Source organism: Solwaraspora sp. WMMD937 (assembly GCF_029581175.1).
Lineage (GTDB): Bacteria > Actinomycetota > Actinomycetes > Mycobacteriales > Micromonosporaceae > Micromonospora_E.
On record NZ_CP120738.1, the window covers coordinates 1,101,625 to 1,114,620 of the forward strand.

Below are 12,996 nucleotides of genomic sequence, written 5' to 3' on the forward strand. Positions count from 1 at the left end.
ACGGCGTAGGGTCGATTCATGGCCACGCCTGAAACCCCCTACGAAGCGGTGCTCGCCGCCGCCCGTGACGTGACCAAGTTGGAGTGTGCCCTCGACGCGGAGATGCTCGGCGCCGCCCTGCTCGGCAGCGTGTACGCTGTGGCGGAGACGGACCGCGCCGACGCGGTCCGGGAGTTCGTCGGCGGCTTTCTCGCCGCCACCACCCGCCGGCGCGCCGCCGCCGCGACCACCATCCGTACCGTCTTCGCCCGGCTGGTGCCGGAGGCGGCTGGCGCCGCCGCGGTGAAGGTCGGCAAGACCGCGCCGCCCTGGTCGGACCGGTTGGGCCGGGTCCGGCTGACCGGCAGCTACGCCTACGGCGACGTGTACGGCGACCAGACCTCGTACCTGGCCACCTTCGCCTACGACGACGAGCTCGGCGGCCCCGAGCACGCGATGGTGGCGCTGGTCGACCACAACATCGGCATCGCCAAGGACGTCTTCGTCGGTGGTCCGGCCGAGCGGGTCCTCGGTCAGGTCCGGCAGATGTGTGCCAACGACGAGCTGACCTGGTTCCGCGAAGAGGATCCCCGGGTGCTGCGCGGTGAGGTGAGCCGGCACCTGGCGATCACCGACGGCCTGGGCGAGTTGCCCGGCGAGGGGTCGCTCGCCACCGACCGGGCGTTGGTCGGCGCGCGGCTCGCCGTACTGCCCGCGCCGCAGCGGACCGTGGCGCCGGCACCGGACGATCCACTGCCCGCCGACCGGCGGACCGTTCTGGTACGGGAGTTCCTCGCGTCTGCCGAGGCCAAGCGGTTCGGGTTGGACGCGGCCGGCGACGCCGACCTTGCCTCGCTGCACTTCTGCCTGAGCCTGGTGCTCGATCACTCGGCGAGCCTGCTCGACCCCGACCCGATGCGCTGGAGCCCGGCGGTGGCCGGCATGTTCCTGCTGGACTGGGTGCACCGCCGGGCGGTGCTGGACATCGACGACGCGGCCATGCTGCCCGGAGTGGTCCGCGGCTGGTCCGCGTACGCCGGCCGCCAGCGCGGTCTACCGGCGGCGGCGTTCAGCCAGACGGACGCCGCGATCGCCGAGATGGTGCCGGAGTTCGTCCGCCTCTACACCACCGGGGAGCGCCGCAGCCCGGCCACGGCCGCAGTCGCTCAACTCCTTGCCGAGGGTGTCGACCTCAACGATCCGCAGGCGCTCGACGCCTGGATCGAGGCCAACCGGCAACGACTCGCCGACGAGCAGGGCGGATCCTGACGGGTCTACCCTGTCACGCCGCGTCCGATCGGTGCGGACTGCAGGACGGGACCGGCGTCGGACCCGGATCCACATCGGGGTCCGGGGTCGGCGTCGGACCGGGATCCGGCGACGGGTCGATGTCCGGATCCACATCGGGGTCCGGGGTCGGCGTCGGACCGGGATCCGGGGACGGGTCGATGTCCGGGTCGATGTCCGGGTCGATGTCCGGGTCGATGTCCGGGTCGATGTCCGGATCCACGTCTGGATTCGGCGACGGTGTAGGCGTCGGATCGGGCTCCGGGTCGATGTCGGGGTCGACGTCGGTGACGGGCGGCGGGTCGTCAGGGTCCGGCGAGACGTCCGGAGTGTCGGATGGTGGCTGTTCGGACCCAGGATCGCTGGGGGTCGTCGGTGCTGGGCCATCGGAGTCCGCCGGTGCGCCCGGGGCCGGCCGGTCACGATCCGACAATCCGCTCCCGCTGTCGCGCTTCGTGCCGGTGGAGGGTCCATCCCGGCCGCCGGCACGACGGTCCGCCGACGCGTCCTGCTCCGTGCCGTCCCCGCCGGTCGGCTGGACCGGTCCGGACGGGGTCGGGTGCGGCAGCGGCTGCACGACGATCGGTCCGCCGCCCGGCTGACCGATCAGCGGCAGCACCGTGGCCGGGCCACCTCCGGCCACCGTCGCCGAACCCGCGCCGAGCGTCGCAAGCAGCGGTAACGAGGCGGTCAGCACCAGCAACGCCACGATCAACGCGAACCGCCGGGCAGGTCCGTCCACCCCGTTGGGCCGGGCCACGCGATCCTGCGGCAGCAGCACGGCTCGTCTCCTCATCGGTATGGCCTCCGGTCGATCCACGGTCCCACAGATCACCGGCTCTGGATACATCGTGAAGCAGTGACAGAAAGTTTTCCAGTTCAATACATCGTGTTATCAGAACCGGACGGATGAGTCACACTCGGCCGAACGCAGTGCGAGGTTACAAGTTCCGCGCAACGCGGACATCGCACCTGCACGACCGGACCGACCTATGACACCCCTCACCTCCAATGCGAATATGGACCGGACGGCACCGCAGCCGCTGCCTCCGCCTCCACCGCGGCGGGCACGACTCGATGACGTCCCTCCCGGACCGGGTCCAGCCAGAACCCGGCCCGTGCCGCGCGGCAACCCTGACCCGGGCCAGGCGCGGCGAGAGGACCTGCACCGGCAGCAGCCGGCAGCAGGACGAGCTGCGCGGTCGGGACACCCCCGCTGCCACGCACGAACGATGGGAGAGACGGATGGCGAAAGGTGAGCGCGGGACAGCGGCCCGTGCCAGACCGGCCGCAGCTCGACGGCGCGTCAACAGGAACGCCGCCGATCCGGAGTTGGTGCAACTACTGACTCCGGACGGCGAACGGATCGACCGGGTGACCGGCCCCGACGGCACGCAGTACACGGTCGACTTCACCGACGCCGAGTACCGTGCCCTCTACCGGGACCTCGTCGTGGTGCGGAAACTCGATGCCGAGGCGACCGCTCTGCAGCGCCAGGGCGAGCTGGGCATCTGGGCGAGCCTGCTCGGTCAGGAGGCCGCGCAGGTCGGTTCCGGACGGGCGCTGCGCGCTCAGGACATGGCGTTTCCCACCTACCGCGAACACGGTGTGCTCTACTGCCGCGGCATCGACCCGATCATGCCGCTGGGGTTGTTCCGCGGGGTCGACCAGGGTGGCTGGGATCCGAACGAGTTCAAGTTCAACATGTACACGATCGTGATCGGTGCCCAGACGCTGCACGCCACCGGCTACGCCATGGGCATCACCATGGACGGCAAGGTCGGCGGCGACGACGGCGAGGCGGTCATCGCGTACTTCGGTGACGGGGCGTCCGCGCAGGGTGATGTCAACGAAGCCTTCGTCTGGTCCAGCGTCTTCAACGCGCCGATCGTCTTCTTCTGTCAGAACAACCAGTACGCGATCTCCGAACCCCTCGAACGACAGACCAGGATCCCGCTCTACCAGCGGTCGTCCGGCTTCGGCTTCCCGGGCGTCCGGGTGGACGGCAACGACGTGCTGGCCAGCTACGCGGTGACCCGGACCGCGCTGGACAACGCCCGGCACGGGCAGGGTCCGACGCTGATCGAGGCGTACACGTACCGGATGGGGGCGCACACCACCTCCGACGACCCGACCCGGTACCGGATCGCCAGCGAGGTGGAGGCGTGGCAGGCCAAGGACCCGATCGCCCGGGTCCGCGCCTTCCTGGAGAAGCAGCAGATCGCCGATGCCGACTTCTTCGCCGAGGTCGACGCGCAGGCCAAGCGGGACGCGGTGCACCTGCGGGAGCGGGTGCTGAGCATGCCCGACCCGCAGCCCGGCGCGCTCTTCGATCACGTGTACGCGCACGGCTCGCCGCTGCTCGACACCGAGCGGGCCCAGTTCGAGCGGTACCTGGCATCGTTCGAGGGAGGGTCGCACTGATGGCTGAGACACTCACTCTCGGCAAGGCGCTCAACGCCGGGCTACGCAGGGCGCTGGACAGCGACAGCAAGGTCGTGCTGATGGGCGAGGACGTGGGCAAGCTCGGCGGCGTCTTCCGGATCACCGACGGCCTGCAGAAGGACTTCGGCGAGGACCGGGTGATCGACACCCCGCTGGCCGAGTCCGGAATCATCGGCACCGCCGTCGGCCTGGCCATCCGCGGCTTCCGTCCGATCTGCGAGATTCAGTTCGACGGCTTCGTCTACCCGGCGTACGACCAGATCGTGTCCCAGGTGGCCAAGATGCACTACCGGTCGCAGGGCAAGGTGAAGCTGCCGATCGTGATCCGGATCCCGTTCGGCGGCGGTATCGGTGCGGTGGAGCACCACTCCGAGTCGCCTGAGGCGTACTTCTCGCACACCGCCGGGCTGAAGGTCGTCGCCTGCTCCAACCCGCAGGACGCCTACACGATGATCCAGCAGGCGGTGTTCTCCGACGACCCGATCATCTTCCTGGAGCCGAAGCGGCGGTACTGGGAAAAGGCGCCGGTCGAGCTTGAGGCACCGCCGGGTACGGCGTACCCGCTGCATGCCGCCCGCACCGTGCGGCCCGGCAGCGACGCGACGGTTCTGGCGTACGGGCCGATGGTGCGCACCGCGCTGGACGCGGCGACCGCCGCCGCCGAGGAGGGCCGCGAACTCGAGGTGATCGACCTACGGTCGCTGTCCCCGCTGGACCTGGCCGGCACGTACGAGTCGGTCCGGCGGACCGGCCGTTGCGTGGTGGTGCACGAGGCGCCGACGAACCTCGGTCTCGGTGCCGAGATCGCCGCCCGGATCACCGAGGAGTGCTTCTACTGCCTGGAAGCGCCGGTCCTGCGGGTGGGCGGCTTCAACACGCCGTACCCGGCTGCCCGTCTGGAGGAGGAGTACCTGCCGGACCTGGACCGGGTACTCGACGCCGTCGACCGCGTGTTCGGTTGGTGAGCGCCGATGTCTCGGATCAAGCAGTTCGACCTGCCCGACCTCGGCGAAGGTCTCACCGAGGGAGAAATCCTCAAGTGGCTCGTCAAGGTCGGCGACGTCATCGAGCTGAACCAGCCGATCGTCGAGGTGGAGACCGCGAAGGCCGCGGTGGAGATCCCCGCCAAATGGGGCGGGCGGGTGCAGACCATCTTCCACCCGGAAGGCGCCACGGTCGAAGTCGGCACAGCGATCATCGCGATCGACACCGAGCCGGCCGCCGGCCCCGCCGCTGAACCGACCGGCCCGGTGCCGGCACCGTCCCGACCCGAACCGCCACAGCCGGAGATCCCGCCCCCCGGCGGTGCGATCGAGCCGGGCATGATCGGCGGGCCGGCCCCCGGTGGTCGGACCGCCGTGCTGGTCGGCTACGGCCCGCGGACCACCGCGGCCAAGCGCCGGCCGCGCCGCGCAGCGGGCGAACTGGCCCAGCCCGCTGAACCGATGCCGGTGTCGACCGGCCCGCTGACGGCCCAGCCGGCCCAGGCCGAACCGGCACCAGCCGGACCAGGACCAGCCGGACCGGCGACGAAGGCGCTGGCCAAGCCGCCGGTACGCAAACTCGCCCGGGACCTTGGCGTCGACCTGGCCGGGCTGCGCGGCAGCGGTCCGCTCGGCTCGGTCACCCGCGACGATGTACTCCGGGCCAACGAGCAGGCCGGATCGACGCAGGACGGGTCGGCACAGAACGAGTCCGCCGCACTGCTGCCCGGCCCCGACCGCGAACAGCGGATTCCGGTCAAAGGGGTACGCAAGTTGACTGCGGAGAACATGGTCGCGTCGGCGTTCACCGCGCCGCACGTCACCGAGTTCCTCACCGTCGACCTGACCAGATCGGTGAAGGCACTGGACCGGATCCGGAGCCAGCCCGACTGGCAGGGGATCAGGGTCTCGCCGTTGCTGATGGTGGCCCGGGCGATGCTGCTGGCGGCCCGCCGGCACCCGTTGGTGAACTCCACCTGGGCCGGCGACGAAATCGTGGTTAAGGAGTACGTGAATCTCGGCATCGCGGCGGCGACCGAGCGGGGCCTGATCGTTCCGAACATCAAGGACGCTGGGCGGCTGACCACGCGGGAACTCGCCGAGGCGATGGCCGATCTGGTGCGGACCGCGAAGGCGGGGCGGACCGCACCGGCCGACATGGCCGGCGGCACGATGACCGTGACCAACGTCGGCGTGTTCGGAGTGGACAGTGGCACTCCGATCCTCCCGCCGGGCGAGTCGGCGATTCTCGCGATCGGCACGATCCGCAAGGCACCCTGGGTACACAAGGAGAAGATTCGGATACGCCAGGTAGCGACCCTGGCGCTGTCGTTCGACCACCGGATCATCGACGGCGAACTCGGCTCCGCCTTCCTTCGCGACGTCGGAGCGTTCCTGACCGACCCGGAGGCGGCACTGCTCGCCTGGACCTGACCGCCGACACCCGACGCGACTACGAACGGCGTCGCCACCGTCACTGGTGGCGACGCCGTTCTCCGTTGTTGCCCTAATCATCATCGGACCAAGCTCGATCAGATCACAGATTCTTAGGCGAGTGGCGGCTCTCACCTAAGAATCATTGGCAACCTAGGGGGTCGGTGCGCTTCACTTGAGGCGACCGCCGAAGCGGTCGACAAGAGATCCACAGGAGAGAGCACCATGTCCATGATCGATCGCATCCGCCGCCACCGGGAAGCCAGCCGACGGACCCGGGCCCTGGAGCGGGCGCTGCGCTCCACCGACTCGGCCGCCGTCCGCGACGAGATCCGCGCCATTGCACAGCGCTACCACAGCTGAACGGACCGCCGTCACGGTCCGCTGTCCCGCGACACCTCCGCCACTTCGACGGCACCAGGATTCCTCCCTTGCGGGATGGCCCGGTACGGTGGGCTCGGTCGCCGTCGGGTCGATCCGGCGCGCTGGAGACCAGAACCGGTCGGCAGCCGCCGGACGACCAGCCGGCACACCCAGGCTGGTAGTGCAGAGAGCCAGCCGGGCCCGCCCGGCCACGGTGGCAGCAGAGCCGCCGCAGGTCGGGTGAGCCCGCCCGGCCGGTCCACCGGTGTCCCTGGTCGACCGACCAGCCAGGTCGGCGGCACCGGCGCGGCTGACATGTCATGGAGGAGGCGCACATGACGTCCGAGGGCACGCAGCATCCCGGCCAGGAGCCGGAGGAGGCGGGTGTCGGCGGACCCGCGCCATACGGCAGCAGCCAGCCGCAACGCGGCGCGGCAGCCGATCCCGGCGACCCCGGCGCCGGACACCAACCCGAGCAGTGGGCACCGGCCGGTGGCGGTTGGCGAACCGGATTCGGCGACCAGCCGGGCGGTGCCGGCTACCCGGCGCCGCCGCCCTACCCAGCCCCGCCCGGTATTGCGGCGCCCAGCATTCCGCCGGCCGAGCCCTGGTCTCCCCAGCAAGCCTGGCGGACCGACCCGGAGCGGCCCGCGCCGCCGGCTCCCGCGCCGCAACCCCCCGCCGTGCCGCCGGCCGCCGCAGGGTTCGGGGAACTACCGCAGCGTCAGCCGGAGCCGCAACAGCAACCCGAGCCGTTCCGCCGACCGGAAGCGCAACAGCAACCCGAGCAGCCGGAACCACCGCGATTCGCTCCGGGTCCACCGGCGGAGTCGCCACAGCCCGGCGGGGCGCTACCGTTCTCCCCGTCCGGCCCCACGCCGCTACCGCCCCAGGAGACGCGGGTGCCCGGTGCGTCGCTGGCCGCCGCGCTTGGCGGCGCTCCGATGCCGGCCGATCCGATGCAGGCTCCGCACGTACCGCAGCAGCAGACCCCGCACCCGCAGCAGCAGACCCCGCACGTACCGCAACAACGTGGTCCGTACCCCGATCCGGCACTGGCCGACGCCCACCCAGGCTTCCCCGGCTCCGGGCAACCCGGCGGCGAAGCCAGCGGCCCGGAGCCGGCCGCCGACCGCCCGGCAACGGCCGCCGGGCCGTCCACACCGGCTGGTCCCGGGGTCGAGCAGCACCGCCCAGCGGCCGCGACAGCCGGCAGCACCGGCCGAGCAGTGACCGCCACCGCAGCCGTGCCCAGCACCAGTCGGGTCGCCCCGCCGACGGATCCGGCCGCGCTGCCCGCCGGTCGGGCACCGGCCCAGCCCCGCGTCTACGGCCGGCCGGTCAGTGGTGCCGCACCGGCCGCCGAGCAGCACCCCGAACCGTTCGGCCAGCGGCCCCAGCCACCCGGCCAGAACGGCGTTCCGTTCGCACCACCCGGCTCACCGGTCCCCATGCCGGAGCACAACCCCGGGCTGCCTCCGCTGACGCCGCGCCGACCCGGACAGGTCGCACCTCCCTTCGGTGCCCGGCCGACGCCGGACGGGGCACCGGACGGCGCCGGCCCCGACGCTGCTGCGCTCGCGCTGCCGCACCTGAGCGCCGGGGCGCACATCCAGCCCAGCTCACCGCCGGAGTCGGCGCAGGGCTACCGACCAGCCGGTGCGCCGCCGTACGGTGATCTCGTCGACTCCGGCAACCCCGGGGCGGGCCACTGGAACCACCCGGACCTGGCCGGCCGGCAGCACCCGGCCGGCCCCGGCCAGCCAGGAGCGACACCGGCTGTCGACGGCGCCCCGCCGGCCGGCCAGTGGGGGCCGCCCGATCCGGAGCAGAACCGGTTTGACGCGTTCCGGCCGGATGCGGCCGAACCAGCAGCCGACGAGGCCAAGCCGGAGCCGGCCCCCCAGGTCCGCAACGGACGGGTACTCGTCGCGGTCTTCGTCGCCGCCGTGCTGCTGGTGGGAATTCCGATGTCACTGGTCTGGCTCATCACCCGGCCCGGGGAGCAGCCGTTCAACCCGGCCGTCGGCGACTGTGTGAAGCAGTCGGGCAACACCGCCGCACCGGCCGACTGCGCTGAGCCGGGCGCGTATCAGATCATCGCCAAGGTCGACCAGCTCGACCAGTGCGACGACCCGACCGCCCCGCACATCGAGATCCCGGCGGACTCGGGCCGGGCCCAGGTCCTCTGCCTGCAGAGCGCAGCAACCGAACCGGACCCGCAGAGTAGTGCCGACACTGGCGAGGAAGCCACCGAGTGACCGCACCCCGCGTCCGGGCACCAGAGCTCAACGGTCGACAGTGGCTGAACACCGGCGGCCGGGAACTCAGCCTACGGGAGCTGCGTGGGCGGATCGTCCTGCTGGATTTCTGGACCTTCTGCTGCGTCAACTGTCTGCACGTGCTTGACGAGCTGCGGCCGCTGGAGGAGAAGTACGCCGAGGTCCTGGTGGTGATCGGGGTGCACTCGCCGAAGTTCGCCCACGAACGGGATCCGGCGGCGGTGGCGGCCGCCGTGGAACGGTACGGGGTGAGCCACCCGGTACTCGACGACCCGGAGCTGGACATGTGGCAGCAGTACGCCGCTCGAGCCTGGCCGACCCTGGTACTGGTCGACCCGGAGGGCTACGTCGTCGCCACCATGGCCGGCGAGGGACACGCCGACGGTCTGGCCAGGGAGATCGACCAGCTGATCCGGACGCACGAGGCGAAGGGCACGCTGCACCGAGGCGACGGCCCGTACCTGCCGCCGACGCCGACCGACACCACCCTGCGCTTCCCCGGCAAGGCGGTGGCGCTCGACGACGGTGCCCTGCTGGTCTCCGACTCGGCCCGGCACCAGCTGGTGGAGCTCGAACCGGACGGCGAGACCGTCCGTCGCCGGATCGGCGTCGGCGAGCGCGGCGGTGCCGACGGGTCCGCCCGGTCCGCGACGTTCAACGAACCGCAGGGGCTGCTCCGGCTACCGGCCGACGTCGCCGCCGTGGCCGGGTACGACATCGTGGTCGCGGACACCGTCAACCATCTGCTGCGTGGCCTGGAGTACGCCACCGGGGAGGTACGCACGGTCGCCGGCTCCGGCCGCCAGTGGCGCTCGACGGTGGACTACCACCCGCACGACGCCCACGCCGTCGACCTCTCCTCGCCCTGGGACCTGGCCTGGTACGACGGCAAGGTGATCGTCGCCATGGCCGGTATCCACCAGCTCTGGTGGTTCGACCCGGTGACCCGCACCGCGGGCATGTACGCCGGCACCACCGTGGAGTCGCTGCGTGACGGCCCGATCCCGGACGTCTGGCTGGCCCAGCCGTCCGGCCTCGCCGCCAGTGTCGACGGCCACCAGCTGTGGATCGCCGACAGCGAGACCAGTGCGCTGCGCCGGCTCGCCGACGGCGAGCTGCGTACCGTCGTTGGGCAGGGCCTGTTCGACTTCGGCCAGGTCGACGGGGCAGCGACCGATGCGCTGCTGCAGCATCCGCTCGGAGTGTGCGCACTGGCGGACGGCTCGGTGCTGGTGGCGGACACCTACAACGGCGCGGTCCGTCGCTACGACCCGGCCACCGACCGGGTGTCCACGGTGACCGACGGTCTGGCCGAGCCGAGTGACGTGCTGGTGACTGCGGACGGCACCGTATGGGTGGTGGAGTCGGCGGCGCACCGGCTCACCCGGCTGGCCCCGGGTGCCCTGTCGGCGGCCGGCGCCACGGTCGTCGGTGCCCGGCGCCGCGCCGAGCGTCCGCCGACGCTGATCGCGCCCGGTGCACTGTCGCTCGAGGTGGTGTTCACTCCGGCGCCCGGTCAGAAGCTGGATGCCAGTTTCGGTCCGGCGACCCGGCTGGAGGTCTCGGCCGACCCACCGGAGCTGCTGCTCGACGGGGCAGGCAGCGACACCGGGCTGACCCGGCGACTGGTCATCGACCCGGCGGTGGCCGTTGGCGTGTTGCAGGTGGTCGCCCAGGCGGCGACATGCGACGCGGACGCCGAGCACGCCGCCTGCCACCTGACCCGGCAGGACTGGGGAGTGCCGGTACGGATCGATCCGGCCGGTGCGGGTCGGTTGCCGCTGATCCTGCGCGGAGTCGACGCACACTGACCGCTACCGCTACCGCTGCCGGGCCGGCGGTCAGACGAAGGCGGCGAGGCGTTGACCGTCCGCGCGTAGTGCAGCGCGGATCCGTCCGGCCAACCCGACCGCGCCGGGAGTGTCACCGTGCAGGCAGATCGACTCGACCGGGCAGGCGACGATGCTGCCGTCGGTCGCGGTGACACTGTGCCGCCGGGCCAGGGACACCGCCTGCCCGACGACCCTGTCGGGGTCGCCGAGCAGCGCGCCCGGATCCGATCGGGGCACCAGCCTACCGTCGGGCAGATAGCCACGGTCGGCGAAACCCTCGGCGACGGCCCGCAGCCCGGCACCGGTGGCGAGCTGTCCAAGGACCGAGCCCGGCAGGCAGAGTACCGGCAGCGCGGGGTCGTAGTCGGCCACCGCAGCGACGACGGCGGCGGCCTGTGTCTCGTCCACGCAGGCCGTGTTGTACAGCGCGCCGTGCGGCTTGACGTAGCGAACCCGGGTCCCGGCCACCCGGCAGAAGCCGTCCAGCGCGGCGATCTGGTAGAGCACGTCGTCGCGCAACTCGTCAAAACGGTAGTCGATCCGTCGCCGCCCGAAGCCGGCCAGGTCGCGGTAGCCGACCTGGGCTCCGACGGCGACGGCCCGCGCGGCGGCGGCCGCGCAGATCCGGCGCATCGTCACCGGGTCGCCGGCGTGGAAACCGCAGGCGACGTTCGCGGAGGTCACCACGTCCAGCAACGCCTCGTCGTCGCCGAGACGCCAGACGCCAAAGCCCTCACCGAGGTCCGCGTTGAGATCCATGGAACCGCACAGTAGTACCGGGCCGTGCCTGGGCCAGCGGGGTGACGTCGTCGACGACACCGACCACCGGGTATCCGCCGGTGGTCGGATGGTCGGCGAGGAAGACCAGTGGCTGGCCGTCGGCGGGGACCTGGACCGCGCCGAGCACCAGCCCTTCGCTGGGGAGTTCGTCGCGGACGGACCGGGTGAGCGACGCGCCGGTCAGTCGGACACCGATCCGGTTGCTCAACGGGCTGACCTCGTACCCGGTGGTGAGCAGCCGCTGGACCGCCTCTTCGGTGAACCAGTCCGCCCGTGGCCCGAGCCGGACGGCGAGCCGGACCGGAACGACCGGCGCGGACCAGGGCACCGCGTCGGCCGCGGCCCGGCTCAGCGCCGCTGGCGGCGGTGCGGTGCCGACCGGCAGCAGATCGCCGTCGCGTACGGTCGGCGGTCCGATGCCGGCGAGTGTGTCGGTGGACCGGCTACCGAGCACCGCCGGTACGGCGATCCCGCCGGCGATCGCGAGATAGCTGCGGACGCCGTACCGGGCCGGGCCGACCTCGACCACGGCGTCCGGCGGCACCGGTGTTGGGGTGAGGAAGCCACCGGACCGGCCGGCGATCCGGACCGTTGCCGGTGCCCCGGCGAGCGCGACCCAGCCGCCGGTGCGCAACCGAAGCGTGCAGCCGGTCAGGGTGACCTCCAGACCGGCGGCGTCGGGGGGGTTGCCGACCAGCCGGTTGGCCAGCGCCAACGCCGGCTGGTCGAGCGCACCGGCCCGAGGTACGCCCAGGTGCGCCCAGCCGTACCGGCCGCGGTCCTGCACGGTGGTGAGCGCGCCGGCCCGGATCACCTCGATCATCGGTCCGCCCCGGTTCCGGCCGGTGCCTGCGGCGCGACCGGCGCGGGTGCGGTGGTCGGCCCCGTGGCGGTCAACCGGACCCGGGTGCCGGGGGTCAACGTCGCGGGCGGCTCCCGGTCCAGGTCGAACAGCACCAGGTCGGTACGCCCGACCAACTGCCAGCCGCCGGGCGACGCGGTCGGGTAGATGCCGGCATATTCGCCGGCCAGGGCCACCGAGCCGGCCGGGACGGCGGGGCGGGGCGTGGCTCGGCGGGACACGCGCCATCGCCTGGGCAGGCCGGTCAGGTATCCGAAGCCGGGCGCGAAGCCGCAGAACGCCACGGTGAATTCGGTCCGGGTCAGCCGGTCCACGACGTCGGCGACGTCGACCTCCCACTGCCCGGCGACGTCGATCAGGTCGGGACCGTCGAACCGGACCGGTACGGTGATCCACCGTCCGGTGTCGTCGACGGCCTCGGCCGCCGCCGGTTGCCAGCCGGCCAGTTGGCTGGCGGTCAGTGCGGGGTCCGGCAGGCCGTCGAGCAGGATGGTCCGGGCTCCGGGGACGATCTCGGCTACCCGCAGTTCGCCAAGTTCACGGCGCCGGCTCAGCTCGGCGCGCCAAGCGTCGACGGGGCCGCGTGCGCTGCCCCCGAGTTCGCTGTCTCCGGGTAGCACGGTGCCAGCCGGCGCCGCCCATTCGAGCAGTAGCGCGTGCCGGCCGACGGGGTGGATCCGCATGGGTCCATTGTCGGCCGCCGGGCGTCAGCTGGACGTCAGGCGGACGTGAGGCGATTCACTACCAGC

Annotated in this window: 11 protein-coding genes; 7 read left to right on the plus strand and 4 right to left on the minus strand. The window is 72.1% G+C overall.

Annotated elements, in window-relative coordinates:
* Positions 1-18 precede the first annotated feature (18 nt).
* Positions 19-1,248 carry a hypothetical protein gene (locus O7621_RS04860; protein WP_282232924.1) on the plus strand — a complete coding sequence of 410 codons (1,230 nt, stop codon included), beginning with the start codon at positions 19-21 and terminating at the stop codon, positions 1,246-1,248.
* 13 nt (positions 1,249-1,261) lie between these two features.
* On the opposite strand, the gene O7621_RS04865 is transcribed toward O7621_RS04860, so the two are convergent.
* The gene (locus O7621_RS04865; RefSeq protein WP_282232925.1) at positions 1,262-2,062 is read right to left on the minus strand and encodes a hypothetical protein; all 801 of its coding nucleotides are present in this window, start codon (positions 2,060-2,062) and stop codon (positions 1,262-1,264) included.
* Positions 2,063-2,511: 449 nt separating this feature from the next.
* On the opposite strand from O7621_RS04865, the gene pdhA reads away from it, so the two are divergent.
* The 6 genes from pdhA to O7621_RS04895 all read left to right on the plus strand — a co-directional run bounded on the left by pdhA (position 2,512) and on the right by O7621_RS04895 (position 10,584).
* Complete coding sequence (gene pdhA / locus O7621_RS04870; protein WP_282232926.1) at positions 2,512-3,690, plus strand: pyruvate dehydrogenase (acetyl-transferring) E1 component subunit alpha; 1,179 nt, start codon at positions 2,512-2,514, stop codon at positions 3,688-3,690.
* Complete coding sequence (locus O7621_RS04875; RefSeq protein WP_282234454.1) at positions 3,687-4,676, plus strand: alpha-ketoacid dehydrogenase subunit beta; 990 nt, start codon at positions 3,687-3,689, stop codon at positions 4,674-4,676. Before pdhA ends, O7621_RS04875 begins: the two co-directional genes overlap by 4 nt.
* A 6-nt stretch (positions 4,677-4,682) precedes the next feature.
* On the plus strand, positions 4,683-6,128 hold the full coding sequence (locus O7621_RS04880) for a dihydrolipoamide acetyltransferase family protein (protein ID WP_282232927.1): 1,446 nt from the start codon (positions 4,683-4,685) through the stop codon (positions 6,126-6,128).
* Between the two features lie 225 nt (positions 6,129-6,353).
* A complete protein-coding gene (locus tag O7621_RS04885) occupies positions 6,354-6,491 on the plus strand; it encodes a hypothetical protein (protein WP_199758042.1) in 138 nt (45 codons plus the stop codon).
* 335 nt (positions 6,492-6,826) lie between these two features.
* A complete protein-coding gene (locus tag O7621_RS04890) occupies positions 6,827-8,752 on the plus strand; it encodes a hypothetical protein (RefSeq protein WP_282232928.1) in 1,926 nt (641 codons plus the stop codon).
* On the plus strand, positions 8,749-10,584 hold the full coding sequence (locus O7621_RS04895) for an NHL domain-containing thioredoxin family protein (protein WP_282232929.1): 1,836 nt from the start codon (positions 8,749-8,751) through the stop codon (positions 10,582-10,584). Before O7621_RS04890 ends, O7621_RS04895 begins: the two co-directional genes overlap by 4 nt.
* A gap of 30 nt (positions 10,585-10,614) precedes the next feature.
* On the opposite strand, the gene O7621_RS04900 is transcribed toward O7621_RS04895, so the two are convergent.
* From O7621_RS04900 to O7621_RS04910, 3 genes are read right to left on the minus strand one after another with little or no spacing between them, the layout of a single operon-like run.
* Positions 10,615-11,364 (minus strand): 5-oxoprolinase subunit PxpA, encoded by a 750-nt coding sequence (locus O7621_RS04900; protein ID WP_282232930.1) that lies wholly within the window; start codon positions 11,362-11,364, stop codon positions 10,615-10,617.
* Positions 11,339-12,208 carry a biotin-dependent carboxyltransferase family protein gene (locus O7621_RS04905; RefSeq protein WP_282232931.1) on the minus strand — a complete coding sequence of 290 codons (870 nt, stop codon included), beginning with the start codon at positions 12,206-12,208 and terminating at the stop codon, positions 11,339-11,341. Before O7621_RS04905 ends, O7621_RS04900 begins: the two co-directional genes overlap by 26 nt.
* Complete coding sequence (locus O7621_RS04910; protein ID WP_282232932.1) at positions 12,205-12,930, minus strand: allophanate hydrolase subunit 1; 726 nt, start codon at positions 12,928-12,930, stop codon at positions 12,205-12,207. The genes O7621_RS04905 and O7621_RS04910 overlap by 4 nt, the downstream gene beginning before the upstream one ends.
* Between the last annotated feature and the right edge of the window lie 66 nt (positions 12,931-12,996).

Coding starts and splice junctions, on each gene's coding strand:
- O7621_RS04860 (WP_282232924.1), top strand. CDS start 19: ATGGCCACGCCTGAAACCCCCTACGAAGCGGTGCTCGCCGCCGCCCGT.
- O7621_RS04865 (WP_282232925.1), bottom strand. CDS start 2,062: ATGAGGAGACGAGCCGTGCTGCTGCCGCAGGATCGCGTGGCCCGGCCC.
- pdhA (WP_282232926.1), top strand. CDS start 2,512: ATGGCGAAAGGTGAGCGCGGGACAGCGGCCCGTGCCAGACCGGCCGCA.
- O7621_RS04880 (WP_282232927.1), top strand. CDS start 4,683: ATGTCTCGGATCAAGCAGTTCGACCTGCCCGACCTCGGCGAAGGTCTC.
- O7621_RS04885 (WP_199758042.1), top strand. CDS start 6,354: ATGTCCATGATCGATCGCATCCGCCGCCACCGGGAAGCCAGCCGACGG.
- O7621_RS04890 (WP_282232928.1), top strand. CDS start 6,827: ATGACGTCCGAGGGCACGCAGCATCCCGGCCAGGAGCCGGAGGAGGCG.
- O7621_RS04900 (WP_282232930.1), bottom strand. CDS start 11,364: ATGGATCTCAACGCGGACCTCGGTGAGGGCTTTGGCGTCTGGCGTCTC.
- O7621_RS04905 (WP_282232931.1), bottom strand. CDS start 12,208: ATGATCGAGGTGATCCGGGCCGGCGCGCTCACCACCGTGCAGGACCGC.
- O7621_RS04910 (WP_282232932.1), bottom strand. CDS start 12,930: ATGCGGATCCACCCCGTCGGCCGGCACGCGCTACTGCTCGAATGGGCG.